At 51.4% G+C, this 24,628-nt stretch carries 18 protein-coding genes; 5 read left to right on the top strand and 13 right to left on the bottom strand.

What is annotated here, in order from left to right:
* Positions 1–5 precede the first annotated feature (5 nt).
* The 4 genes from ACZ9IL_RS09965 (at position 6) to ACZ9IL_RS09950 (ending at position 3,283) form a co-directional block, all read left to right on the top strand.
* A complete protein-coding gene (locus ACZ9IL_RS09965) occupies positions 6–776 on the top strand; it encodes an ABC transporter ATP-binding protein (protein WP_042641728.1) in 771 nt (256 codons plus the stop codon).
* A 64-nt stretch (positions 777–840) separates the two neighbouring features.
* The gene (locus tag ACZ9IL_RS09960) at positions 841–1,614 is read left to right on the top strand and encodes an ABC transporter substrate-binding protein (protein ID WP_476003374.1); all 774 of its coding nucleotides are present in this window, start codon (positions 841–843) and stop codon (positions 1,612–1,614) included.
* Between the two features lie 232 nt (positions 1,615–1,846).
* The gene (locus ACZ9IL_RS09955; protein ID WP_476003373.1) at positions 1,847–2,587 is read left to right on the top strand and encodes an ABC transporter permease; all 741 of its coding nucleotides are present in this window, start codon (positions 1,847–1,849) and stop codon (positions 2,585–2,587) included.
* 3 nt (positions 2,588–2,590) lie between these two features.
* The gene (locus ACZ9IL_RS09950) at positions 2,591–3,283 is read left to right on the top strand and encodes an ABC transporter permease (RefSeq protein ID WP_476003372.1); all 693 of its coding nucleotides are present in this window, start codon (positions 2,591–2,593) and stop codon (positions 3,281–3,283) included.
* 67 nt (positions 3,284–3,350) lie between these two features.
* On the opposite strand, the gene ACZ9IL_RS09945 is transcribed toward ACZ9IL_RS09950, so the two are convergent.
* From ACZ9IL_RS09945 to ACZ9IL_RS09900, 10 genes are all read right to left on the bottom strand, one after another.
* Positions 3,351–4,664, bottom strand: coding sequence for a capsule biosynthesis protein (locus ACZ9IL_RS09945; RefSeq protein WP_476003371.1), 1,314 nt, complete (start codon positions 4,662–4,664; stop codon positions 3,351–3,353).
* A 7-nt stretch (positions 4,665–4,671) separates the two neighbouring features.
* A complete protein-coding gene (locus tag ACZ9IL_RS09940) occupies positions 4,672–6,756 on the bottom strand; it encodes a capsular polysaccharide biosynthesis protein (protein WP_476003370.1) in 2,085 nt (694 codons plus the stop codon).
* A 47-nt stretch (positions 6,757–6,803) separates the two neighbouring features.
* On the bottom strand, positions 6,804–8,114 hold the full coding sequence (locus tag ACZ9IL_RS09935) for a hypothetical protein (protein WP_476003369.1): 1,311 nt from the start codon (positions 8,112–8,114) through the stop codon (positions 6,804–6,806).
* Positions 8,115–8,136: 22 nt separating this feature from the next.
* Complete coding sequence (locus ACZ9IL_RS09930) at positions 8,137–11,919, bottom strand: CDP-glycerol glycerophosphotransferase family protein (protein ID WP_476003368.1); 3,783 nt, start codon at positions 11,917–11,919, stop codon at positions 8,137–8,139.
* 32 nt (positions 11,920–11,951) lie between these two features.
* Positions 11,952–13,040 carry a stealth family protein gene (locus tag ACZ9IL_RS09925; RefSeq protein WP_476003367.1) on the bottom strand — a complete coding sequence of 363 codons (1,089 nt, stop codon included), beginning with the start codon at positions 13,038–13,040 and terminating at the stop codon, positions 11,952–11,954.
* Between the two features lie 121 nt (positions 13,041–13,161).
* Positions 13,162–14,364, bottom strand: coding sequence for a sugar transporter (locus ACZ9IL_RS09920; RefSeq protein WP_476003366.1), 1,203 nt, complete (start codon positions 14,362–14,364; stop codon positions 13,162–13,164).
* 15 nt (positions 14,365–14,379) lie between these two features.
* The gene (locus tag ACZ9IL_RS09915; RefSeq protein ID WP_476003365.1) at positions 14,380–15,030 is read right to left on the bottom strand and encodes an ABC transporter ATP-binding protein; all 651 of its coding nucleotides are present in this window, start codon (positions 15,028–15,030) and stop codon (positions 14,380–14,382) included.
* 22 nt (positions 15,031–15,052) lie between these two features.
* Positions 15,053–15,853, bottom strand: coding sequence for an ABC transporter permease (locus ACZ9IL_RS09910; RefSeq protein WP_476003364.1), 801 nt, complete (start codon positions 15,851–15,853; stop codon positions 15,053–15,055).
* A gap of 65 nt (positions 15,854–15,918) precedes the next feature.
* Positions 15,919–17,688, bottom strand: a complete 1,770-nt coding sequence (locus tag ACZ9IL_RS09905) for a polysaccharide biosynthesis/export family protein (RefSeq protein ID WP_476005334.1) — start codon at positions 17,686–17,688, stop codon at positions 15,919–15,921.
* 26 nt (positions 17,689–17,714) lie between these two features.
* Complete coding sequence (locus tag ACZ9IL_RS09900; protein ID WP_476003363.1) at positions 17,715–18,089, bottom strand: hypothetical protein; 375 nt, start codon at positions 18,087–18,089, stop codon at positions 17,715–17,717.
* 930 nt (positions 18,090–19,019) lie between these two features.
* On the opposite strand from ACZ9IL_RS09900, the gene ACZ9IL_RS09895 reads away from it, so the two are divergent.
* Positions 19,020–19,544: an acyloxyacyl hydrolase gene (locus ACZ9IL_RS09895; RefSeq protein ID WP_476003362.1), complete on the top strand. Its 525-nt coding sequence runs from the start codon at positions 19,020–19,022 to the stop codon at positions 19,542–19,544.
* Between the two features lie 98 nt (positions 19,545–19,642).
* Here the strand turns inward: ACZ9IL_RS09895 and ACZ9IL_RS09890 are convergent, their stop codons facing one another.
* The 3 genes from ACZ9IL_RS09890 to ACZ9IL_RS09880 all read right to left on the bottom strand — a co-directional run bounded on the left by ACZ9IL_RS09890 (position 19,643) and on the right by ACZ9IL_RS09880 (position 24,252).
* Complete coding sequence (locus ACZ9IL_RS09890; protein ID WP_476003361.1) at positions 19,643–20,284, bottom strand: energy-coupling factor ABC transporter permease; 642 nt, start codon at positions 20,282–20,284, stop codon at positions 19,643–19,645.
* Positions 20,285–20,385: 101 nt separating this feature from the next.
* A complete protein-coding gene (pflA, locus tag ACZ9IL_RS09885) occupies positions 20,386–21,234 on the bottom strand; it encodes a pyruvate formate lyase 1-activating protein (RefSeq protein ID WP_476003360.1) in 849 nt (282 codons plus the stop codon).
* Between the two features lie 75 nt (positions 21,235–21,309).
* Positions 21,310–24,252, bottom strand: coding sequence for a putative bifunctional diguanylate cyclase/phosphodiesterase (locus tag ACZ9IL_RS09880; protein WP_476003359.1), 2,943 nt, complete (start codon positions 24,250–24,252; stop codon positions 21,310–21,312).
* Positions 24,253–24,628 lie beyond the last annotated feature (376 nt).

Here is a 24,628-nt window from a genome sequence, read left to right as displayed (position 1 = left end):
AATGGATGAGCGACGTCGCCGCACTGGAAGTTCGTGAACTGCACAAGTATTTTGGCACCCACGAAGTGCTCAAGGGCATCGATATGACGGCCCACAAGGGGGATGTCATCTCCCTGATCGGCTCCTCCGGTTCGGGGAAGTCGACCTTTCTGCGCTGTATCAATCTGCTCGAAACCCCCTCCTCCGGCACCGTGGCCCTCCACGGCGAGCTCATTCGCATGAAATCCAACCGGGCCGGTGAACGGCAACCGGAGGACATGCGTCAGGTGGAGCGTATTCGCAGCCGGTTGGCCATGGTGTTTCAAAGTTTCAACCTCTGGTCGCACATGACCATCATGCAAAACATCATCGAGGTGCCGATCCAGGTGCTGAAGGTGCCTCGCGCCGAGGCCATCGCCAAGGCGGAGCATCTGCTCAACCGGGTCGGACTCTGGGAGCGGCGCGACTATTACCCCGGTCACCTCTCCGGCGGTCAGCAGCAGCGTGCGGCCATCGCCCGCGCCCTGGCGGTGGAGCCTGAGGTGATGCTGTTCGATGAACCTACCTCGGCGCTCGACCCCGAACTGGTGGGGGAGGTGCTCGGCCTGATGCGCGAGCTGGCCGAAGAGGGACGCACCATGCTGGTGGTCACTCACGAGATGTCGTTTGCCCGCGACGTGTCGAACAAGGTCATGTTCCTGCACCAGGGGCGAGTGGAGGAGGAGGGCAATCCCAAGGAGATCTTCGCCCATCCCAAGTCGGAACGATTCAAGCAATTCATCTCCTCCATCTATTGATGGGCGGGTTGTCTTTTAACCATCTTCATTTTCAATGATCGACGTGTTTATCAAGGAGAGATACATGAACAAGCTGATGCTGGCGACTGCCGTTGTGACTGCCCTGGCTTCCGGTAGCCTGATGGCCAAGGAGTGGAAAGAGGTACGGATCGGGGTGGAAGGAGCCTATCCTCCCTTCTCCTGGACCGAGCCGAGCGGTGAGGTGAAAGGCTTCGACATCGACATCGCCAACGCCCTGTGCGACGAGATGAAGGTGAAATGTACCCTGATCAAGCAAGATTGGGACGGCATCATCCCGGCGCTGCTGTCACGCAAGTATGACGCCATCATCGCCACCATGGACATCACCGAAGAGCGCAAGAAGAAGGTGGACTTCACCCAGAAGTACCAGCATATCCCGGCCCGTTTCGCCGCCAAGAAAGGCACCGAGGTCAAGCTCGACAAGGCCTTCATGGATGGCAAGACCGTCGCCGTGCAGCGCGCCACCTCCATGGACACCTACATCACCGACAACTTCCCGAACGCCACCATCAAGCGTTACGGCACCGCCGATGAAGCCTATCTCGATCTGAAATCCGGTCGGGTTGACTATGTGATGGCCGACTCCGCCGCCATCAGCGACGGTCTGCTGAAGAAAGAGGGTGGCGATGCATTCGAATTCGTCGGCCCGAAACTGACCGATCCCAAGTGGTTTGGCGAGGGTGCCGGCATTGCGGTGCGCAAGGCTGACAAGGATCTGAAAGAGAAATTCAACGCCGCCATCCTGGCCCTGCGCGCCAACGGCAAGTACAAGGAAATCAACGACAAGTACTTCGACTTCGACGTTTACGGCGAATAACGAGAAGACGTTTACGGCAACAAATAGAGAGAAGACGTGTACGGCGAGCGCCGTAGGTTCGATTAGCCGCGAAGCGGCGTCACCGGACGATGCGTCATAGGGCCCGTTGCCTCCCGCCGGAAGTGACGGGCCTGCTTAATTGCAATGGAGCTGCATGTGGTTGATTTAAAAGAATATGGGGCCTCTTGTATTGGAGAGACGAACCCAGTCAGTTGTTGCAATGGAGCTGCCTATGTTTGATTTGAAAGGATACGAAAACTCCCTGCTGGAAGGCGCCTGGATCACGCTGGAGGTCGCGCTGGCCTCCCTGCTGCTGGCCCTGCTGCTCGGCATGCTGGGGGCGCTGGCCAAGCTCTCTCCCTACAAGTGGGCGCGCGGCATCGCCACCGCCTACACCACCGTCATTCGCGGCATCCCCGATCTGGTGCTGATGATGCTGCTGTTCTTCGGTGGTCAGGTGCTGATCAACAACCTCTGTACCTGGATCAACGAGAGCTACAACAACTACCTGCTGGCGAGCGATCCCAACCAGGAGTGGGTCTCGCTGCTGCCGGATTACATCGACATCAGCCCGTTCGCGGCCGGGGTCGCCACCATCGGCTTCATCTTCGGCGCCTACATGACCGAGACCTTCCGCGGCGCCATCCTGGCGGTGGACAAGGGGGAACTGGAGGCGGCACGCGCCTTTGGCATGCGGGCCACCCAGGTGTTTGTGCGGATCCTGTTCCCGCAGATGATGCGCCACGCCCTGCCGGGCTTTGGCAACAACTGGCTGGTGCTGCTCAAGACCACGGCGCTGGTCTCCATCATCGGGCTCGATGACATGGTGCGTAAAGCCTCGCTGGCGGCGGGCTCGACCCAGCAGCCTTTCACCTTCTACATGGCGGTGGCGCTGATCTTCCTGATCTTCACCGCGGTCTCTACCTCGGCGCTGAAATGGGCCGAGCGTCACTACGCGATCAAGACGAGGTAAGCCATGGATTTCTCCATCATTCTCAAAGAGTGGCCGACCTACTGGGAGGGGCTCTACACCACGGTACTGCTGGTGGCGGCCTCCCTCATGCTCGGTCTGATGCTGGCCGTGCCCATGGGGATCCTGCGCAACAGCCGCAACTGGCTGATCAAGGGGCCGATCTGGGCCTATATCTACTTCTTCCGTGGCACCCCGTTGCTGGTGCAGCTGTTCATCATCTACTACGGCGCCGCCCAGTGGGAGTGGCTGAAAAACAGCGTGGCCTGGGAGCTGTTCGCCCAGGCCTGGTTCTGCGCCTTGCTGGCATTCACCCTGAACACCGGTGCCTATACCGCCGAGATCGTGCGTGGTGCCGTGCTGAACATGCCAAAAGGGCAGATAGAGGCGGCCAATGCCTTTGGCATGACCCGTTGGCAGACCCTCACTCGCATCATACTGCCGAACTCATTTCGCCGTGCGCTGCCGGCCTACAGCAACGAGGTGATCTTCATGCTGCAGGGCTCGGCGGTGGCGGGGATCATCACCATCGTCGATCTGACCGGTGCCGCGCGGATCATCAACTCCCGCTACTACAGCCCGTTCGAAGCCTTCCTGACCGCAGGTCTGCTCTACATGCTGCTGACCTTCGTCATCGTCTGGCTGTTCAAGCAGTGGGAGGCCCGCTGGCACGCCCACCTGCGCCCCCGCACCGTGTAATGACGTCCATGATGCAGAAACAGAAAAGCCCGCAAAATGCGGGCTTTTCTGTGGGTATGGCATGACCTTACAGCAGGGTCATCGGCATCCACATCTCCTCGGTCATGAGGCCAAACAGGCCCAGCATGCCCAGGGCACCGACGACGCCTGAAGGTGCCAGTGAATGTTTGCGCTGCCGCACGGGCACGACCCCTTCGGAGTGTTGATGGATCTTCTCCACCACGGCCATGGCCCCGATGTCCAGATGACGGTAGAAGCTGGCATTGAGCTGGGTCAGGTGCAGCAATGACTGACGCATACGTTCGAAGGTCTTTTTGCAAACCGGATCTTGTTTGTGCCAAAACCCCTCAAGGGAGCCTCTTGTCGTAAGACCCGGCAGATCATAGAGGGCCCGCCCCATGCAGAAGGTGGGCACATGGTGCAGCAGGGCAGAGAGGCCAACCGTGCTGTTGATGGTGATGACCCCCTTGAGCAGCGGATAGAGGGTGGGCAGTGGCAGCTCATAGCCATAGAACACCCGCCCTTCCAGCCCGAGCAGCGTGACCAGCCGGTTGATCTGGGATTGATAGCTGACATAGCCCCGATCCATGGGGTGGTGTTTGAACAGCAGCACATCCTCGGTACGGGCGTGCTCGGCGAAGGAGTTCATCACCTGGGCGACCATCTCTTCCACCCCGCTCAAATCCGAATGTTCCCGGATCTGAAAGTCTTCGGTGACCTGCAGGGGCACGAAGAAGATATGCCCCTTGTGCCGGGGCAGGGCCTTGAGCAGGGAGCGGTCGCTCCATCTGTGCTTCCACTTCACTACGCCCCCAGCCACCCAGCCCCTGGCCTCCTGATAGAGGCTCCAGGGCCTGTGATTGACGAAATGGGGGTAGCGCCAGTGCAACAGGTTCTTGTTGATGTGGTAGCGGCTGGCATACCAGGCCCGGCGGGCGAAGGTCTTGCCCACCTTCAGCGGCGCCTCATAAGGAGCTGGCCACGTCATCTCAGCCAGCGAGTCACGCTTGGCATAGAGCGGGCTGAAGGCATTGACGCCCCCTTGCTCCAGGGTCACGAAGTCGGGACGCAGGTAACCCTCCTCCATGGCCCAGACACTGATCTTTTTCAGCTTGCAGATACGGATGGCCTGCTGGTGGTAGTAACGGCAATCGCCGTAACAGATGAGGCTGTCGATGCCATGGCGCTTGATGAAGCGGCGAAAGAAGGTGTTCCAGGTATCCGGCTTGCCGGTGAAGCGTTCGCTATGGCCCACGCAGCGCCAGCACTCATCCCCCCCGTTGAAGTGGATCTTGTAGACCTCGTGGCCGGCGTCGGAAAGCGCCTGGCTGAGGGTCTGAAAGAAGGGGCCCAGCGGTCCTTGCAGCAGCAAAATCTTCATGTACGGCTTATCTCATCAACTGGGGAAGGGAGGTGCGTTGCAGCAGGGTCTGCGCCAGATAACTCAGCTTGACTTGCCAGCGCTGCCAGCGGCTCGACTTTCGAGGGGCGGATTGCCCTTGCTCTGCTAGCTGGCGGATCAACTGCTCCGGACTTATCCAGAGCCCGCTCTGCCAATCGATATAGAGCGGATAGGCCACCAGGGTCAGATAGACCAGCGCCGCCAGGGGGAGTGAGCGCTGGCGCCTGGCCGGCGGATGGGCATCCGTGGTCAGCCCCCAGCCGCTGTAGAAGGGCTGACCCCAGGTCGTCACCTTGACCCCTTGCACCAGTGCCTCGAAGCCGCTCAGAGAGGTCATGGTGTGCAGCTCGTCCACATGGGGATAGAGGCTGGTCAGGCCGATATCCAGCACCTGGCTATCCACGCACTCCGCCAGGCAGGCCGCAGAAATGGCCCCGGCCCGATTGCCCGCCACCACATCCGGGTGGGGTTTGTAGAGGATGTGAGCCTCTGGCTTGGCGGCGCGCACCGCCCACAGCAACTGCTCGTTGCTGCGAATGGTCGGGCTGCCGGTCAGGATGGAGGCATCCCCATCCACCTGGCCCACCACCAGCACCAGTGGGCGGCCATCGGCGGGAGGCGTGAAGTGCGCCGGGGCACCGACATTGTATTTGCTCACCTTGTTTTCGCGCAGCAGGGTGAGCAGTTGCTCGCCCCGGTCGAGCTGTGACCGGGTCAGCTCCTGATAATTGAGCAACTGCTCGAGCCCGCTGGGGCTGCGGCTGTCGAAATAGATCCCGACCGGATCCAGCGACAGGGAAGAGGGGCGACACAGGTTGGAACCAAGCCCCTTGGAGCGGATAAAGCCATCTTCCACCCGAATGGCCGAGGTGAGCTCGGGGTAACGACTGCCCCACACCAGCACCTGTTCGTCACCGGTCAGCCGTTTTGGCGGCTTGCGTACAAAGCAGAGTTCTTGGGCCAAGGGCCGGCAGAAGGCCTGCATAAAGGCGCGCTTCCACAGGGAGAACCCTACCAGATAGAGCCTGCGCCAGCGGGGAGCGGCCTGCTGCTGGCGGGCGATGATGGCGATCACCTCTTCCACCTCGCAGCGTTGGCCAAGCACGGGATCCAGATAGCGGGGATAGCAGATCAGCGCCGCCGCCACCAGTTGTGCCAGTGACACCTGAATGTTGCGGCGTTCACACTGTTTGCTGTCCTGGGTCAGACCCCAACCCGCATAAAACGGCATGCCGAAGCAATACACCGATTTGCCGAGCAGCAGCGCCTCGAAGCCGAGCTGGGATGACACCGTGTAAACGGCGTCCACCAGGTTGAGCAGGGCATGGGGATGACAATGGTCGGCAACGATCTCTACATCGCTCAGTTTCAGTCTGGCCAGCACGCCACGCTTCTTGCCAAAGCGGGTATCCGGGTGGGTGCGAAGCAAGAGGCGGGCATCGGGATGATTGCGCCGCGCCGCCTCCACCATGGCGATAAAATCCGCCTCGCTGGCCAGGGCGCCGGGAATGGAGAGATCCCCGGCCACCTGATCCACCAGCAAGACTCTGGGCCTGCCATCTTGCAGCAGGCGCTGGGCCAGTGCCACAGGCAGCCCGGCGACATCCTTCGCCGTCAGGTTGGTCGCCGAACAAGAAGAGAGAGAGGCGGGTCGCCCGGCATAGCAGTTGTATTTGGTGACCCCAAGGCGCACCAGCTCATGGACAAGCCGCTCGGCTCGCGCCAGCATGGCGGCGTCACAGGGGGTGGCGATCAGTTGTTCAAGCTGGCTGGGCTGGCGGGCATCGTAATAGATACCGACCGGATCGGCGATAAGGGACACCGCTTTGCCGCCCTTGGCCGGATGGCCGATATAGCCGATAAAGCCATCTTCCAGTTGCCAATAGGGCAGGCCAAGATCCTGTGCCTGCTGCTTGATCTGGCGGGCATTGGCTTTCTGGCCCCAGCCAACCAGCACATCGCCAGCCTGGGGGGAATCAGGGGTTACAAGGCGTGCCAACGGCTGGTCAAGGCAGGTGCTGATCTGGGCGCTGCGAGCCAGAATGCCGCCGGATTGTGTCCATATAGTCATTTTTGCTGATGCCACGTTTAATATTATATGGTTCTATAAAATAGGGACTAGTCTGCAAAGCCATCTTCTTTTATACAAAATTCATTGCCATTAATGATAATTTTTTCTTTTAGCGGATATTCATATTCTTTATAGTTAATGTAAACATGTAGTCTAGTTTTAAAGAAGCCTTCAGGAAGATGAGATAAAATTTCAAACCCATTCTCCCAATGTACAATAACGAATTTATCAAAACGGTAGTTCAGAGAAACACTAAAAGATGATGTACTATTATAAAATTCAATCTCCGCATAAAGCTTCTTTATATCATCCTCATCTTTAAATGACCCAAGAGTTCGGCTGAAAAAAATCTTGTTATTTCTTACAGTCCATTTAGCTGAGATTGGTGGCCTATTCGTAACAGTCGTATTAGATATGATCTGTATAATTTTTGTGAATTGTCGTTTTACTAGCTCCATGGCTGAGCCAGAATGTTCCATGTCTTTTAGCATTGAGACATTAATGTCTTTGAATTCACGCATTGGAAGTCTACGTGAATTATCAAAGTCATTCTCAGCAAAAGAGTATGTGACTAATTTATTTTTTATTTTTGGGAGGTAATCGACAAAGTTATAGTATTTTCTTGCTTTGCTACCGATGCTGTAACGCATTAAGTCATTTTGTGCATCATAATTGTATAAATCTAGCTGAGGTATATCTATAAAAAAATGGGAGTTAGGGTACAGTTCGAGATAGTCAATGGCTATCGTTGCACCCTTTGAATTACCATAAAAAATAATGTCATGTTCGTTTAAATTGAACTTCGCTCTCAAACCTTCAATTAAACTTGTTATTGTGGGTTTTAGTCGCTCTCCCGAACCATTCTCAAACAAATAATTTCCGTATACCCCCTCCTTATCTTGAAATGCTAATATCAAGGTGTCTTTCAATTGTTTTTGGAGTGATGTAAGAGCGCTTAAGCGGTAGTTGATATTATCAAAATTACTTACTCCAGGAAATGTAACCAGTATTTTCTTAGGTGTTACTACCTCTCCTGACAAGGCATAACTCACACTAACATCACAAAGATGATGCTGTTTTATTTCATATCTAGCATCAAAATTCAACTGATCTACATGAAATATTTTTTCATCAGAAAGTACAAGTTCACAACAATTATCCTCATTTCCAAGGATATATATATCATTACCGTTCAATGTAGGTATGTTTGTGAACCATTTTCCGGCCTTCGCGGATACATTTAGTAATGTCCCATTAATATGGAGTTTTATTTTTCTTATGCCGCTCTGATGAGCGAACTTTAGATGCGCATATTTCATTTGTTTATAGCCATAGAGTTTATAATAAATGGGTAGCATTTTTGTTACCCACTTTACTGTATTATATCTTCGTCATATCTATGTTTTCTTGAACACTAAGCTGTATACTTCCTTGCTTAGCCTGATGAAGTATTCTAGCCTTTTGAAGATAATAGTTTGCTTTTCTATCAACAGATGGCCATTTATCTAAAACTATTTTTTGAAAACAAAGCTCAACAATTTCATAATCACCATAAATAAATGCAAGATGCCCAAACAATGAATTTAGTTCATTGGATAGTAAATCTCTATTCATTCTATGTAAAAGTTGATAAGCTTTCTCTGGTTGTCTTAAACGGACTAAGTTTTTTATGTATATAGATACAAGCCTAGGGTCTAAATCATCTATATAAATTTCAATTAGCTTTCCAGCTTTCTCCATGTCCTTATCGATGATGAGAAAATATTTAATAATATTTTGTGTCAACTTCAAGCTAAATGGACCAACAGATTCAAATATGAATTCATAGTCATCTATGTTTGGAATAGGCTTTTTGTCATAATTAGCAACATAGAAATAGTTAGAGGCAAACTCAACAATACCAGTGCGGCCTTGAAGGATTTTATTAGAGCCTATGAACTTTTGCATTCTTGCCCATTGATTTAATTCTCTCAACGCACGGAGATAAATAAATTTATTTAAAATATCGCCCTTATGTGCTCTATTCATAGAGTTATATGTTGAGAGTACATCATGATGACGTCCTGCGGTATAAAGCAATGTGAGCTCTATAAATTGCGAACTAAATAATGAGAAATAATAATGCTCTTGGTTGGAGTGGTATAAATCAAGTGCTGCAGAGGGGGCTGTGCTGCAAAGACTGATAAAACGTTCAAATTTTTCATCAATCTGATTTGATACAGGCTCATCCTTTTTTATAACATTCCTATATATAGTGCCGAAAATAGTTAAGAAGAACATATAATCATTTTTGTACAGACTGGGGAATTTACTCTCAGACAATACAGATGACTGATTATTTAATACATCAGAATATAGTCGGCCTTTAATAACGATAGATTTAAATAGATCTTTGTCTATCTCTTTTGAGTCGCTTAAAAATTCATCGGCTTCTCTTAGTTCGCCTGTTATCTGTAGACTATTGATGTATTTAAACTTTGCGGTATCTAAAATTCTTTTTCCAGCTGTTGACAAGTCGTATTTCTTGAATAATTGCTCATATCTTGATATCGCCAGTGACCATGCACCTTCCTGATAAGCACTTTCAGCTGCGAGAAGCAATTTATCCACAATATAGTTAGAAGAAATTGGTCTATCTAGTTCTTCGATTTCTTCCAGCACTCTTTGACAACAATTACCATCACGATAAGGGAAGAATGCATTCACTTTCTCAATGTATTCAGGACCTGGCTTGCAATCTTGAGCAATATTTTTTAATGCGTAATCTATAACACTCTTTTCGTCGTTATAGACAGGCCCAAAACCATTCTCGCGATAATCAAAGTAACCTTTATTATAGTGCCCCTTTGTGAAGAAGTCCTCTTCATCAAACTGATAATAACAAACGGGTTTGAATAAATAGGCCATTTCAAATGCTACTGAAGAGTAATCAGTGATCATCATACTTGCCTTCAAAAAAAGCTCTTGAATGCTACCAAATGCATGATCTAATATTTCAACATCATCAGGAACATTAAACTCGTTTAGGTAGGGCTGAATATTAGCGTGTGGGAAGAATACTATTTTGTAGCCAGCTTCTCTTGCTTTTTCTCTTAGGGTTTCATTATTGATTATGCCTATCCATGCCTTAGCATATTGACTATCTGAAAAATCAGGTAACAACTCCCTTTCTGTTCCACTGATGACCTTGCCAAGTAGTGAAGGTCGCCAAGTCGGCATGATCAATATCATTTTCTCTCTAGAGATGTTGGATTTTATCAATGCGTCATGCCGGGGGAGCCCAGTTAATTTAACCTCTTTACTTGTGAATTTATATGTACTTAGCTCTCCACCAATAGACTCATATTCTCCATATGCGGAAGTTAGGAAGATATCGAAGCGCTTCCAGTCAGGTTTAAATAATGAAGATTGGTCATTATGAATAACCCCATGCTGCAAGAATATAAACTTCTTGGACAGCATCCTCTTGTCCTTAAAGTAATCTGTAGCAAATTGTGCTGCATGAGAGCTAATCACCCTTGAGCAAGATTCCAATGCGGCTTCATGCTCTTTGCTACCAAACGCGAGCATTTTGAAACCTTCAGTGCTCAGTCTTTCCCAGTCATGAGAATCACTATTCAAAACAAAGTATGCATCAATGTCGGGGCGATTTCGCATTACATACCTGTAGAGATGCTCCGCATTGTCATCCGCCTGATTATCCCTATCCATGAAAATCCACACACCATCATATGTGCTATCTACCTTAAAATAAGGAAGACTTATCTGATGGAATCTCTTGATGTCTATGGTATTTACGTTGAGGACTATCTTTTTATCAAGACCTCTTATGGAACATCGTTCATTATCAACAAAACAAGTCAATAAGGAAGAGATCTCTGTCTTTAGAGGTAACCAGACCCGTCTTTCATAGGAAAAAGGCTGAGCAAAAAGACGGTGTTCAATGGTTTTATCAATGAACGGCATTGTATCTGACTTATTTAGTATGAAACGCTCAAATCGAGGTTCACTGGTATAATACCGTAACAAACCAAGATCTTTGTCACTGTCATATTGAATGACTTCAATGAGCTTACTAAAGCGATACTCGTTGATCCATTTTGCACAGCCCGACTTGATGAGTTCTGAGCTAGCAAAGTTGAAGGCGTTAACAGTGTCAATGCCAATTATATTAATTGCACGTTTCAGTTCATTAATAAAAAATGCCTTTCCCTTGTTGTCACAAACATCAAGAAGTGACTGGTTAGACAATCCTTTCCTTATGAACTTCAAGATGAAATACAACAGAGTTTTTCGTGTACAAGGATCCCACCTGTTTTTATTAAAAATGTTTTGTTCTGCGAGTTTAACAACAAATGAGAATTGATGTCCAAATAGGTCTTTATCTGTCCACTCTTTACCTTTAAATGGTGTTGTAATAGTTTCTTCAAATGAAATATATTTAGAAGTTTTTGAGAATCCAACTAACTTTTTATCTGCAATTGAATTCACATTTTTTAACAATACTTCTATGGCATCGAAATTTAACCATTCGTACCCATCATGATCTTTTAGTGATAATAAAAGAGTATTTGTAGGAATGAACGTACCATATATGGAATCTACAATCAGTTGTGCAGGAGGGATGCCTAAAGGGGGGGCGTTCTTGTACAGTGCTCTAAGAGGGTGGTACTCTCTAGCAATTTCATTGTAAGCTAAACCTTTATGTGGATTACTCAATATCATCCCGAATTCTCGGGTCCTATTTGAGAAAATGAATTTATCTGTATTCAGGATGAAGTTGATATCAATAAAGTCATCGGCCCAAATAAATAAGGTATATTTACCTGAAAGGATTTTTTTAAAATCTACTAATCGCGTATCTGATGTGTCAATAACAGTAATGTCAAATGATTTTAATTTCTCACGACATTCCTTGCCTAGGCCCAGATCTAAAAAAACAATATTTACATTTGTGTTTAATTCAACGCGTTGCGCATAGATCGAGTTTAAACACCCGTCTATATTGGTTGTAGTACCGTTGCCAACGATGACAATATTGTATGAAAATTTACAGGTATATTTTTTTGGCAGTGATGCTTGGACTCCCAGCACTCGTTTCTTCCACATATCTGTGAAGAAAAGGGTTGGGTTATTCATCATTTTTTTGATTTTCTTATTCATAACATTCCCGATTTAACTTTACTTGACTAAAATTAGGCAAAATAATCAAAGAGTTTACTCTCAATATCTTTATTCATAACTACATTTCGACTGTTTCTTGAACTAAAATCGTTTGCGCAGAATGAATGAGGTAGTGTCCCTTTTTTCTTGGCTATCTCTAATGCTTTAAAATAGCTAGCTGCGGCTGGTGATCTTGCATTGAAATAATAGCAAATATCTCTTGACGGGACTGCAGAGCCTCTTATATATGAAAGCCAAGGAACAAAGAAGGTTGCCATGTTGATATCTGCATTTGTTCTAAACTTATTTGATAAAAAAGACTTTAGTTCGAAACGGTAGAACCGCCATGCCTCTTCGAACATACTTTTTCTCAAAGGAACATAGGTATGAACCAAGGGGTGATCAATACTGAAACCAAAGTCTTTATTTAATAAAGACACAGACCTTAAAGATGCGGAAAGAGTCGGCGTATCAGCCCCCTTGGCCTGCATAGCAAGCAAACTTTTCTTTGACATAAAAAGTGAGGCGATGCCATTACTTCTAAAGAAGTGTCCTGCGGGAAGCGGTCTGGCTACAAACACATCATCATTGAAGTAAATAAAGTGCTCTGCTAAGTCAGGGATCTTGTGTAGATGAGCCTCTATGACATGTGAATTGAATGTGGGTAGGTATCGTGACTCGATAATATCTGTATGATCAACAATGCGAACTCTATCGTTTGGTGTCAACCATTTAGGGCACTGTTTATCGGTGACAATATATACTCGTCTAACCCAAGGAAGAAACTTGAGTACACTACCTAAGGAGTATTTCAGTTCATTATGGTTACTGAATCTGGCTGGATCTGTTGCATGTCTACCTATATGACCTTCACTTTCCATTTGCTTATGCAGTTGATAACGCTTTTGCCACTCAGGGTCAGTATCATCAACCCAGGTAAAGACGACATCAATAGGAAAGTCAATATTTATTTGACTTTCCATAGCTAGGTCATGCCGTAGAAGAATATCTTCTTCATTCTCTGAACATGCAATTTCATTTCTGACTACAGGGTATTTTTTATTCAGATGGTCACGAATAAAAATTCCAGGATTTTTAAAGAATTTCTTTAGTTTTCTCATTTTCATAAATTCATCTGAGTACATCGCTTACAAAGTTAAATAACAATCATATAATTCCAATGTCTCCTCTTTGAGACATAGAATATGGAATTAAATTAAAATGTTATTAACATTTTACATGTCAGTCTTGATGTTCGCGTAATGTTGCCAAACCCATTACGAATAACCCATAGAGGAGGAACAGCAGTACACCGACGGTGGCCAGGTTGTAGAGGCGGCGAGGGTATTCCGCATCCTGGGCCAGACTTGGTTGGCTGATTACCAGCAGGTGTTTGAGCTTGCGGTATGCCTCGACCCTGGCCTGCTCCAAGCTGATAAGACTTGTCTTGTAGAGATCCGCCGCCAGAGTGGCCTGGGTTTGCACATCGAGATAACCGGCGTTGATCTCGTTCATGGCATCTTTATCGAGGCCGGTAAGCTTGGCACGCTCCTGCTCCAGTTGCCGGGTCAGGGCGTCAACCCGGCTCTGAACCGAGATGACACCGGGGGCGTTCTCTCTCATATAGCTGCGCAGTTGTTTGAGCTGCGCCTGTTGGTTCACCAACTCGGCCTCGATCTGGCTGACGACCCCGAGACGTGCGCTACTGGTGGATTCCGGGCTGATGAGTTGATGGCTGTTTTGAAACGCCAGCACCTTGGCCTTCTCATCTTGCAGCCGTCGATAGGCGCGATCGACCTCTTTCTCGACAAAGGCCAGTTGATCCAGCGCCACCTGATGCCCCAGCTTGTTGATAAAGCGCTCGGATTCCTTGAGCATCAGGCCCACTACTTGCTGACCATATTCGGGGTCAAACGCCTGTAATTCGATGGTGAGCACACCCGATAGTTCATCAAATCGTAACATCAGGTGGTTACGATAATATTCAATAAAATTTTCCCGGCTGACATCCTGTGGCAGGCGGGAGAAATAATCAGCCTGGCCGCTCTGGTAATGAGACTTGAGGTTGAGCTCTTTATCCAGCTTGGCCAGCAGATCCCAAGAGTTCAGATAATCCTGGATCAATAGGGCATCCTGATGATTGCTGCCGCCAATACCCAGCATCGACAGGGCATCGGGCAGCATCTTGATCTGGTCCGCCTGCTTGATGATGATCTCCGCCCTGCTCACGTAACGGTCAGAGGCGATGATCCCCAGATAGAGTGCCGCGATAGCAAAACAGGCCACGACCCAGAGAAAACTGCCGAGCTTGAGGCTCTGCTGCCAGGAGCGGTGGGCAATCTGAAAGCCGCTGGAGTCGATAAAGAATTGTTTGGGTTCATTGCCGAGCTTGCGCAATTTGCGCGCGAAGCGGGATGTTCTTTCGGAACGGATAGGTTGGGTCATGTTTGATGTTGCTTGTTAAAGATTTTGATAGATACGGATGGCGTCGTCGATCTTGTCGAAGATTTCCAGCGTACTGTTGCGCAGCAATATCCCCATGTCGCACTGTTGGCGCAGGTTTTTCATGTCGTGGGACACCATGATAAGGCTCGCGGTCTCGCGCTTTTGATTGAACGTATCGATGCATTTTTGTTTGAAGCGGGCATCCCCTACCGAGGTGATCTCATCGGTCAGATAGATATCAAAGTCGAAGGCCATGCTGACGGCGAAGGAAAATTTTGACTTCATGCCACTGGAGTAGGTTTTGATCGGCAGCTCGAAGTGTTGACCGATTTCGGAGAATTCCTTGACCCACTCCTCCACTTCTTGGGTGTCGCGCACCCCGTGGATGCGACAGACGAAGCGGGTGTTCTCCCGCCCTGTCATGCTCCCTTGAAATCCGCCACTGAGAGCCAGCGGCCAGGAGACGCGACAATGGCGCGTCACCTTGCCCTGATTGGGTGTATCCATGCCCCCCAGCAGGCGAAGCAGGGTGGATTTGCCTGCCCCGTTGACTCCCAGAATACCGATGTTGCGATCCCGCGGCAGTGTGATGCTCACATCGCGCAGCACATAGTTGCGGCCGAACTTGGTGGGGTAGTACTTGGATACATTGTCGAGAATGATCATGTTATTCCGCACTCATTGGCGATCAACTGGCGATCAGCCGGCGATGGCTCAGACGATAGCAGCTCATGGCAAAGGTCAGCAGCAGCAGGGTCACGCCTGACAGATAAGCCGCGCTGACATTGGGACTGCTGTAACCGGCGATCCAGCCACTTCGAATCAGCTCGAGAGCATGCACCAGCGGGTTCCATAAAAACCAGTGTTGATACTGAACTGGGATGCTGATCAAGGGATACATCACGCAAGAAATAAACATCAACGGCATCATCAGCAGACTGAGGAACTTGTCTGCCTCCTGAAATAGCGTGCAGATAACGCAGAAGACGATACCGAGGGAAAAGGAGAACACCATCAACAGCAAATAGATGAGGATCACCTGCAAAGGATCTGCCGGAATGGCATCGAATCCGAACCAGAGCAATCCCAGCACCAGAATGATACCCACCATCATACCAATCATGGTTTCGAGCATGAAGCGGGCAACAAAGGTAGAAAACGGGGTCACCTGCCGGTAGCAGAACAGCCCCATATTGGCGCTGACCGCGGATTGCAGCTTGCTCACGACATTCTTGAAAAAAATAAAGGGTAAATAACCGGCGGTAATAAATAGCGGCGCCGGCGCCCCCCCAAACCCGCTGTGGCCGCGCAGCCCGAAGATCAGGCTGAACGCACCAATGATCAGTAGCGGATCGAGCAAGGCCCAGGCATAGCCCAGCCGGTAACTGCCAAAACGGGTCTTCAGTTCACGGATAAGCAAGCCAAAGGTCACATCGCGCAGTACCTGCAAGGGCGTTCGCGGTGTTTGATTGAGAATGGGTTTATGCATTGAGTCGTTTTACCCTATAACAGGCCCGCCATCGGACGAGCCTGTTTTTTCGGGGGAGGGGGGGATTAGTTACCCAGCACCACATCTGCCGCCACGGCGATCTGATAGATGATCTGGGTGATGTCTTTGACCGACTGCATGGTCTTGCTGTCAACCTTGGGCAGAACCAGGATCTGATCCCCCGGCTGGACATTGCCCTGGCCTTTAAACTCCACCAAGCCATTGGCATGGACCACGGCGATGCGCTTGTCATTCGCACGCTCGGTAAATCCACCCGCCCAGGCGACATAATCGTCAAGATCGGCATTGGCGTTATAGACCACGGCTTGCGGCATCAGTACTTCTCCGCCCACCTGGATAAGGTCTGTCTTGTTCGGGATGACGATCTGATCGCCCTGCTCCAGCTGAATGTTGGCAATGATGCCTTTATCCGATACCACCACTTTACCTAGGGGCTGGATCTTGCGTGCCTTTTCCACAAATTGCATGACCAGCTCGGCTTCTTTGGCGCGAATGACCGCTTCCCCATCCGAACTGGCCGGCGCGGTGAACACACTGCGTTCCAGTCGGTTGAGCGACTCATCCAGCATATCCTTTTGCTTGGCCGCCACGCTCTTTCGCATCAGGTAGATGGATTGGTAATCGGCCAGCTTGGGATCGATGGGAATGTGATTGAGCAGATCGTGTAGCTTGGTCTCTTTGCGGACAGTGAAATAGGAGGGACCCATATAGCTGCCAGTAACTTGCACATCGTAGACCTGAGCATGCATATCATCGTTAAACAAGACCTTGTCCCCATCCTTGAGTTGGATACTGGCAAAGTCTTTGTATGGAAGATAAATAGAGAAGGGACCGTTGGGGCGATCACCAATGACTCCGACGTGACTTACCTTGGCAAGAGGAAGGGCATAGTTGATGAGTTCAGAGCCTTGCGTATTGCGTTTCTTTAATTCGAAACGGAATGGATTTCGTACCTTGCCCGCGACATTGATCATCGGCCCTTGCGGCTCTACCAAGATCACATCCTGATCTTTCAGCGAAAGCTTGGGCATCCGGCCTTGTTGCATGAACTCGTACAGATCGATCTGCTGAATAACTTGATTTTGGCGCAAGATCTTGATTTGACGATAGCTACCACGATCTGAGTCGATGCCGCCCGCCCGCTTGAGGAAATAGAGTACGCTATCAGAAGATTGTCCTGCATATTGACCTGGGCGGATCACGGGGCCAGTGACAAATACGCTGACTGGGGTTGTAGTCAGCAGATTGACGTAAATATTGACATTGTTGGTGAATACATCACCTATTTTGCTGGTGACCAAATTATTGATTTGGCTGGCAGGTACGTTTTTGACGTTGATCGGGCCCACATCGGGAATAAAAATATTACCCTGGTTATCGACAGTCACTACGTTGGAAAAATTGACGGCGCCCCAGATCCAGATATTGAGCTTATCCCCTGGCGCTATCAGGTAATTGTCGTTAAGGCCGTCACTACGCTCGGTTTCGTACCCACCGGCAAACAAGTTGGCGCCGTAGGGAGGAGGCAGACCAGCCTCTGATTGCGGAAGCAATTTGCGTACATCAGATTCACCTGGTAGTAGCATTCCTTGCCGATTCTGTTGAGTAAAACTACCGGTAGTCGAGTTGGTGTTTGCTTGACCGTTCAATGCCGATTGACCACCGAGTTGAGGTCGACCGTTGTCACCGCCACCCGAGAGGTTATAGCCAAATGACTGGCCATTGGATTGAGCTTGATCTGGTGTGGTGGCAGCCATGGAAGCGCCGGAGGCACTGATGAGAAACAGGATGGTACTCAGTTGACGAATGTTCATTATCTTCAAAACATATACCTTCAGGTTTATTGCTCAGCAAGAAGGTTGCTGACTGATGCCTGTTCCAATTGAGGTACCAAGTACCATTGCTCTGCGATCTTGCATGCAACACTTCTTTGAGAGTGGTCTTGAATACTGTTGAACAAGAGTTCAGTACACTCGCTCCCCAAGGCTGATATATAGCGCTGACCCAGGGTAAAAGCAGCTCCGTTTGAACTGAGAGTCGCCCCTTGCGGCAAGGTGTTGAGAGCCTGCTGCAGATTAGCAGGCATGGCCTGTAGTTCGGTGGAAGTTGCCGGATTGACGAGAGGACGAGAGGCTTCGACCTGCTTTGGCTCATATGCGCAGCCACCAATCTGTATAGCCAGCGCTGCTACTAGGAACCGGGTTGCGTAGTTCATGTGTCAATATTTTCCATAGAGTCAAAACCTGAAATGTAAATAATATGTTTCAGTTTTGTGTGGATAATGTTTTTTGAGTGATTTGATATTATATGTGAATACGGGGGCGGCTTTAAGTGGAAACTCGCATATCGAGGAAAAAGAGCAAAGCTACCGCACGGAAGTAACATGGCCCCGTTCGAAAAAATGATAATTTGCGGTTGAAATACAACTATAAAACAAGGCACTAAATGAGAAACTTCGCTCATTTTTCAGGCGATGCGTTGCCTGTCCAGGAAATTCACCTGCATATGATGCTTCATTTTACAGTAAACGTCATGCTTAATTTATTTCGTGCGCATACTACAGGTGGGGCGCATTTGAGTCAATTCGTATTTGAGATAATGCGTATTAGTCACACGGCAATGTTGGTTGGGGGTTTGTAATTCATTGTTATTATGGTTGATTTCATAAGTGATAAAATTATTTATGCAGTTTGGTGGAGTATGGGCAGTGAGATGGTGATTAATTAATGGATGTCTTAAATAGGATGCTACTTTAATTTTTATTTGATTTTGTGATAAAGATCTATTGAATTAATTTTTTTGTTGTGATTTGTTGTGATTTGTTGTGATTTGTTGTGATTTGTTGTGATTTGTTGTGATTTGTTGTGATTTGTTGTGATTTGTTGTGATTTGTTGTGATTTGTTGTGATTTGAGGTGATTTGAGGTGAGTGGTGTGTGAGTGGGTTAAATAACAACCATTCAATATCAGCTGCTTCGAATGTAAAAAAAACGGTGCTGCTGTTGCTAGACCATTCAATCATAATCGTATGTTTTTTTTAGTTTTTAACACTTTATTGACAATGTGCTTTTCTACCGACTATTCCTGAAGTGTGCCTGCTGAATGCATGGATGGCACCCTGTAATAACAAGGATGTAGGAGTAGAAATGCGCGCTAACATTCTCTTGATCTCGGGACTGCTGGCCTCATCGATAGTTGGCACCGATGCAGTGGCAAACGATGACATCGTAGTCTTGCAAGTCGGTACTCCAGCCGAAAGCCAGAAGTCAGATGTGTTTTTTGCGGATGTGAAATACCACCATATGTTCTGGCAATGGGGCGAGTCAGGTTGTCAGGCTGGGTTGGGCGCTCGTGCAGGCATTTTGGATGTCGGACATGAATCTGGCGCCAGGCTGGGAGCCGGGGCCCGTGTTGAGTGCCAGTGGAACCAGTGGGTTGCATGGATGCCTTTTGAAATGCTGTGGCTCAGCAAGCATGAATTCGGGCATAAGGGGGATTGCTTCAAGGATTATGGTGGTCCAGTTCAGTTCTCAACGGGTGTGGGGTTGGGTTATGCCTTCACCAGGAGTTGGCTGATTGGCTACCAGTATGAGCACATGTCCAATGGACACATGTATGAACCCAACCCGGCACTCGACAGCCACACGCTTCATATCGAGTACCGCTTCTAGATTGTCACCTGTCAGGCTGGTTTCTGAGGTGAATGAACCAATCAAACTAATGCTGTTTGAAACCTACACAGGGACGTCCACATGGACGTTTCCCTGAGTTAGCGTCCCAGATATTCCCTGTCGAAGAAGGTATTGACCCAGTGGGGGCGATAGACGGCGAGCAGGGTCATGGCCATGCCGTTGAGCAGCGCTTCGGGGAACAGCAGCAGTGGCCAGATGGAGAGGTAATCGCTGCTGATCACCTGCCAGCTGTAGCGCTCATCCAGCCCCATCAGTAGGGCACTGGCGATCATCTTGACCGAGATGCTCAGGGCCCCGCCGAGGAAGGCCGCCACGAACAGATAGACGAACAGGTGGCGGGGCAGCCAGGCCCAGCTTCCGAGGAACACCAACCAGCTGGTGGCTACCGGCAAGCCGATGCCGATCAGCGCCTGCCAGCCAAAGTCGCCGGGATCTGTGACACCAAAATAGCCGAGGATCAGCAGGGTGAGGCAGGGCGCCAGCAGGGCGAGGCGCCAGCCTAGCAGCAGGGTCAGGCTGGTGAGGCCGAGAAAATGGATCTCCAGCCCCTCGTGCAGGCCTGCTCGCAAATACCAGAGTGGTACCAGAGCGATGGCGCTCCCCAGGCAGAGATGCTGATAGAGCGGATTGTCATGGAGGGTGCGCAACAGGGAGCCACGCAGGCTGGCTGCCAGCAGCACCAGCCAGAGCAGGAGGGCGGCGACTTGTCCTTCAGTCATGGCATCTCCTTTGCGTATAACTACTGGTAGCGGATGAATCATGGGCCATCGTCGGGATGGCAAAGAAAAAGGGCTGCCCAGTCTGGGTCAGCCCTTTGTCATCAATATTTGACGTTGGGGTGGTACTTGCCGAGGATGGCCTGGACCCTGTCCATGGTCTCCTTGCTGGGGGGCTTGATCCCGGTGAGATCATAGTGGTCGCCCAGCACATCCCACTTGTGTTTGCCGAGCTCGTGATAGGGCAGCAGCTCCACCTTCTCCACACAATCCCCCAGGCCGGCGATGAACTGGCCGAGCCCCTCGGCGCTCTCGTCATCGTCGGACCAGGTGGGCACCACCACGTAGCGGATCCACATGGTCTGGCCTCTGGCCGCCAGGTAGCGGGCAAACTCCAGGGTGTATTTGTTGCTGACGTGGGTGAGCGGTATGTGCTTCTCATCGTTGATCTGTTTGATGTCGAGCAGCACCAGGTCGGTGTTGTTGAGCACCCGGTCGAGCAGCTCGTCGTAGTGGCGCACAAAGCCGTTGGTATCGAGGCAGGTGTGGATCCCCTGCGCCTGGCAGGCGGCGAACAGATCGGCAATGAACTCCTGTTGCAGCATGGCTTCCCCGCCGGAGGCGGTGACGCCGCCGCCAGAGGCATTCATGAAGTGGCGGTAGCTGGTGAGATCCTGCATCAACTCGGGCACCGTGACCTCGCGACCACCCTGAGTGTCCCATGTATCCCGGTTGTGGCAGTACTTGCAGCGCATCAGGCAGCCCTGCATGAACACGATGAAGCGGATACCGGGACCATCGACCGTGCCGCAGGTCTCAATGGAATGGATCCGGCCAATGACTTCGGTCTTGCTGGCGTCGCTAACGGTGGCGGCAGAGATCCGGTGATTAGCCACTTTCCTGTCGGCAGAGCCGCTGGCTTCGACGGCAGGGATCCGGTTAATGATTGACATAGACGACTCCAATTGTGCTGGCAGGGTTCTAGCGGTCGTTATTTTATTACAAAAAGCCCTATAAATCCTACCTGTTTAGTCCGATCTGGCTTTGCCCAGCAGCGCCTCCAGTGCCTTGACCGCGAGCGGACGGCTGGTCAGGAAGCCCTGATAGTGCTGGCATCCCAGCTGCTTGAGGACGTCCAGCTGCTCTTCATCCTCCACTCCTTCGGCGGTCACAGTAAAGCGAAACACCCGGGCCAAGTCCAGGATCGCCTTGACGATGGCCCTGTCCTGCTCGCTGTGAACCAGCGTCTGGATGAAGCTCCTATCCAGTTTGACCTCATCGGCGGGCAGATCGCGCAAATAAGCGAGGGAGGAATAACCGGTGCCGAAATCATCGATGGAGATCAGGATGCCCAGCGCCTTGAGCTGTCGGATCTTGGCGATGCTGTCCAGCCGGTTTTCCAGCACCACCGATTCGGTTACCTCCAGCAGCAGGCGGGAGGGGGGCACGCCAGTATCGCGCAGTATGTACTCCACTTGCTGCACGAAACCGGCGGTGTGGAACTGGCGGGCGCTGACGTTGACCGACAGATGGGGGATGGCGAGGCCATTGTTGAGCCAGAAACTGTACTGGGCACAGGCGGTCTTCATCACCCAATAGCCGATCTCCTGGATGAGCGTGGTCTCCTCGGCGATGGGGATGAACTCACCGGGGGGCACCATGGTGCCATCGGTTTTCTGCCAGCGCAGCAGGGCTTCCACCCCGGACAGGCTGCCGTTATCGACCCGATACTGGGGCTGATAATGCAGCACCAGCTCGTTGTTGCGCAGGGCGTCGCGCAACTGGTTGCTCAGGGAGAGCTTGTTCTTCTCCTTCTCCGCCATGGTCTCGCTGAAGAAGACATAGTTCCCCTGGCCGGCGCGCTTGGCCATGTGCACGGCGGTATCGGCCTGTTGCATCAGGATCAGGTGATCCCTGTCATCGCCACAGAAGAGGCTGATCCCCACCGAGGCGCTGCAGTGCAGCTTGTGATCACCGATGTCAAACGGATTGCGAAAAATGCCCATCAGCTCGCGAGCGAAATGCTCCGCCAGGATCTTGGCGGTGACATAGCCCTGGCCGAGCGCCGTGAACAGCAGGGCAAACTCGTCCCCGGAGGTGCGGGCCAGCACCAGGTTCTCTTGCGGCAGGGACTTGAGCCGCATCACCACGGCCTGCAGCAGCAGATCGCCGCAGGCATGGCCGAGGGAGTCATTGATCGACTTGAAGTTGTCGAGATCGAGCAGCAGCAAGGCCCCCCATTGTCCGCTCGGACTCTGCAGGGTGCGCTGCATGATGTCGTTCAGGCTGCGCCTGTTGTAGAGATCGCTCAGATCGTCGTAATAGGCGAGCCGCTCGATGTGGCGCGCGGCCTCCTTCTCGCTGGTGATATCGTGGAAGCTGCAGACGAAATGGCTGATCTCGCCCGCCTCATCCTTGACGCCGCTCACCATGAGCCTGACCGGGAACAGCTGGCCAGCCTTGTGCAGACACTGCTCCTCGCCGAGCCAGTACTCCTGCTCATTGACGGCGGTGATGACGTCGTCTTTGAGACTGTCGCCGTAGTAGGTCGGGCGCAGGGCACCGATGTGAAGGCCGATCACCTCATCGTCCTTAAAGCCGGTGATGCGGCTGAAAGAGTCGTTGACCTTGAGAATGATGCCGCTGTGATCCATCACCAGCAGGCCATCGTGGGTGTTGAAGGCTACCTCGGCCAGGCGCAGGGCATCGTCGTTGGCGAGACGTTGCAGCTCGATGGCCGCCCGCTCGCGCTGGTCGTTGAGGGCATTGAGCAGGGGCATGGGATCGGCAAGCGGCCTATCGAGCAGCAGGGTGAGCTGGCCCAACGGGACGCCGCCCGGGCCATGGAGGGGAATGCCGACATAGGCCTTGGCATCGAGGGCCAGCAGCTGGCTGGCCTGGGGGTAGCGCAGGGGCAAGTCATCCACGTAGAGGCTCTGGCCGTGCTGGAAAATCTCCCGGCCAGGACCCATCTCCATCCGGATGGGCCTGACGGTGGAGAACGTCTCTCCCGACAGGACGCAGCGCGGGATGATCCAGAGATCCTGACCGCGCGGCTGGAATTCACCGATCCAGCCTATACGGGCCCCGCAGCGGGCCATGGCCCAGCCGAGCAGGGCGCGGCAGTAGTCGTTGCCGGTCTTGCAGCTCAGTTCGTCGGCCGGCAGGGAGATGGGAGGCGTCTCGGTTACCGGCGGCTCCGGCTGCCAATGGCCCAGCAACTGGGCGCAGTGACGCACCAGTTGCAGCGTCTCTTCATTGGGCTGGAGCGCCTCGACATATTCGAGGCTGAGTACGCCGATGAGCTTTTCCTGCTCCAGCAAGGCGCCATCCAGACGGGAGCAGACATTGGCATCGGCCAGGTAGTAATGCTGGCTCAGCATGGGTTGATGGGCGGACTCGGAGAAGCTCAGGGCGCCGCGGGCGCGCAGGGCGCGGATATAGCGGCTATCGCCACGGATGGCGCCGAGCGAGTCAATCCCCAGGGTGAAGACCGGGGTCAGCTGTTCGCTACCGAGCGGGCCATTGGCCTGGTAGTGCCAGAGGATGAGGCGATCCGCACCCAGGCACTCCTTGAGGCTCTCCAGCATGGCGGTGTACTGCTGCTGGCTGGCCATCTGGCTCAGACGCGGCAGTTGCAGCGACAGATTGGCCGCACTCTCCTGGCGCTGGGTCTGCAGGCAGATGAGCCAGAAGGCATCCTGTTCGTGGGAGAGGGAGATGTGCCACTGCAGATCGGCAAAGCGCAGCAGCAGCTTGCCGCCCTGGTTGCTGGCAAGCCGCTGTTCTATGGGCTGGCGCAAGGCATTCGGCAACTGGGCCGGCCAGGCGCCCCTTGGCTCATCGAGCCAGTGGAGTGGTGTCTGCATCACATCGGTCAGGGCGACCAGCCGTTGGCTGCGGGTATCCAGGCGAAAGAACAGCGGCGCCTGGCTGGCAGTGGGGAGATGACTGAGTGCGGTAGACGACATGAACGGGCACTATCCTGTTGGGCAATGTTCTGCGGCCAAGAATACTGCAAATCCGGCCCAAACAACATTTCATCCCATGGGAAACACAGGGATCGTCGATGCTTGTGCCCGGGGTGGGTGCAGCGATCGCCCTGCTGGATCTTTCGAACGTAGGAGGCTGCCTGATCAGGCGTTCAGATAGCGCTCCTTGCACCTGCATTATCTGATGACCGAAAAAAGGTTTTCGATAGAGGCTCTTTTTCATGATGGCTTTCCTCAATTTTGTGTGACCGTATTCACAAATGTTGCTGGCACTGAGAGTGCAATCACATTTCGGCATCATGAGATCAGACCGCTATTGCCGGTTTCAAGGAGGAGAGAGTAAGATTTTTAAATC

This window comes from Aeromonas sp. TECH754, from assembly GCF_056279295.1.
This window is presented reverse-complemented; position numbering and strand designations above follow the sequence as displayed.

Coding starts and splice junctions, on each gene's coding strand:
- ACZ9IL_RS09935 (WP_476003369.1), bottom strand. CDS start 8,114: ATGCTACCCATTTATTATAAACTCTATGGCTATAAACAAATGAAATAT.
- ACZ9IL_RS09920 (WP_476003366.1), bottom strand. CDS start 14,364: ATGACCCAACCTATCCGTTCCGAAAGAACATCCCGCTTCGCGCGCAAA.
- ACZ9IL_RS09895 (WP_476003362.1), top strand. CDS start 19,020: ATGCGCGCTAACATTCTCTTGATCTCGGGACTGCTGGCCTCATCGATA.
- ACZ9IL_RS09880 (WP_476003359.1), bottom strand. CDS start 24,252: ATGTCGTCTACCGCACTCAGTCATCTCCCCACTGCCAGCCAGGCGCCG.
- ACZ9IL_RS09940 (WP_476003370.1), bottom strand. CDS start 6,756: ATGACTATATGGACACAATCCGGCGGCATTCTGGCTCGCAGCGCCCAG.
- ACZ9IL_RS09905 (WP_476005334.1), bottom strand. CDS start 17,688: ATGAACATTCGTCAACTGAGTACCATCCTGTTTCTCATCAGTGCCTCC.
- ACZ9IL_RS09930 (WP_476003368.1), bottom strand. CDS start 11,919: ATGAATAAGAAAATCAAAAAAATGATGAATAACCCAACCCTTTTCTTC.
- ACZ9IL_RS09910 (WP_476003364.1), bottom strand. CDS start 15,853: ATGCATAAACCCATTCTCAATCAAACACCGCGAACGCCCTTGCAGGTA.
- ACZ9IL_RS09900 (WP_476003363.1), bottom strand. CDS start 18,089: ATGAACTACGCAACCCGGTTCCTAGTAGCAGCGCTGGCTATACAGATT.
- ACZ9IL_RS09955 (WP_476003373.1), top strand. CDS start 1,847: ATGTTTGATTTGAAAGGATACGAAAACTCCCTGCTGGAAGGCGCCTGG.
- ACZ9IL_RS09950 (WP_476003372.1), top strand. CDS start 2,591: ATGGATTTCTCCATCATTCTCAAAGAGTGGCCGACCTACTGGGAGGGG.
- ACZ9IL_RS09960 (WP_476003374.1), top strand. CDS start 841: ATGAACAAGCTGATGCTGGCGACTGCCGTTGTGACTGCCCTGGCTTCC.
- ACZ9IL_RS09915 (WP_476003365.1), bottom strand. CDS start 15,030: ATGATCATTCTCGACAATGTATCCAAGTACTACCCCACCAAGTTCGGC.
- ACZ9IL_RS09945 (WP_476003371.1), bottom strand. CDS start 4,664: ATGAAGATTTTGCTGCTGCAAGGACCGCTGGGCCCCTTCTTTCAGACC.
- ACZ9IL_RS09890 (WP_476003361.1), bottom strand. CDS start 20,284: ATGACTGAAGGACAAGTCGCCGCCCTCCTGCTCTGGCTGGTGCTGCTG.
- ACZ9IL_RS09925 (WP_476003367.1), bottom strand. CDS start 13,040: ATGAGAAAACTAAAGAAATTCTTTAAAAATCCTGGAATTTTTATTCGT.
- ACZ9IL_RS09965 (WP_042641728.1), top strand. CDS start 6: ATGAGCGACGTCGCCGCACTGGAAGTTCGTGAACTGCACAAGTATTTT.
- pflA (WP_476003360.1), bottom strand. CDS start 21,234: ATGTCAATCATTAACCGGATCCCTGCCGTCGAAGCCAGCGGCTCTGCC.